The organism is Streptomyces sp. NPDC002306 (assembly GCF_053593435.1).
Genome location: NZ_JBSFCK010000153.1, coordinates 1 through 1,044 on the forward strand (window position 1 = coordinate 1; position 1,044 = coordinate 1,044).

Annotated in this window: 1 protein-coding gene; it reads left to right on the plus strand. The window is 56.4% G+C overall.

What is annotated here, in order from left to right:
* Positions 1-902 (plus strand): hypothetical protein (locus ACWCQK_RS42560; protein ID WP_451164640.1); only part of this gene is annotated, 902 nt, incomplete at its 5' end.
* Between the last annotated feature and the right edge of the window lie 142 nt (positions 903-1,044).

Here is a 1,044-nt window from a genome sequence, read left to right on the forward strand (position 1 = left end):
CCGACTACTCCCAATCCTGGAACCCCTACAGCTACGTCCAAAACAACCCCACCAACAAAACCGACCCCACCGGCTACGACCCCACCGAAGCAACCAGTGCCGGCAGCGACTACAGCAGCAGCGACGACTACACCCCCGGCGACGACGGCGGCTACGGCTACAGCGACCCCGGCTACGGCGGCCACAGTGGCACCTTTACCACCATGAACAACGCCACCACCCTCGCCTCCGATGCCGGCATATACATCAAAGCCGAAACCGACCTGCTCACTACCCCCACCGACTGCCAAGAACTCAATTCCGACTGCGCGGCCGCGGATGCCCGCACGGGAAAGCCTGTTCCGGGCAGCACGGACGGCAAAAGCGTAATGGAAATTAAAAGCGTAGTGGACGTCAAAAGCGAAGAAGAGCCAGTCTCGCTACGGGAGAAAATTCCATACATAGATTACTATAAAGAACGTGCACAAGATTTCGAGCGCCGAAATCCAGGATTGCCACTCCCCGACTACTATCTCAATTATGGAGACAAGTATGCGCACCGCTTTACTGATGAACTGAAACCGCAACTCGGCGAACGAGGGAAGCGATGGGTGGATGACACCTTCCTGAATCTTCAGGCAGCCATGGAAAGTCGGCGGGATAATAATCCGCGAGAATTTGCCGAACTTGAGAGAAATAGTGATGCCTTCGGGAAGTTTGCTTATGATACGCATCCCGCTTCCTATGTTCATGGTGGACTCGCCTCCCTGGATGCAGGTGAGCTGGCTAAGATTGCACTTACGCCCGATCCGGGAGATCTCTTTACGGCTTCAGGTATCTCGCAGATAGCAGAAACGGGGAATTGGGTTATGGGTATATGGATCCAAGAGGATAAAGAGGAAGGTGGCTTCGGCCATCCCTAGCCTCGATCGTTCATGAGTCCCCGTCAGCTTGCTGACGGGGACTGTGTGTCTGTGTGGTGAGGGTTTTTCGGGTCGGGGGCAGGGTGAGGGCCCGGTTCTCGTGTCGGGTGGGCGCCGGGTTCCACTTCGCCGGTGTGGTGGT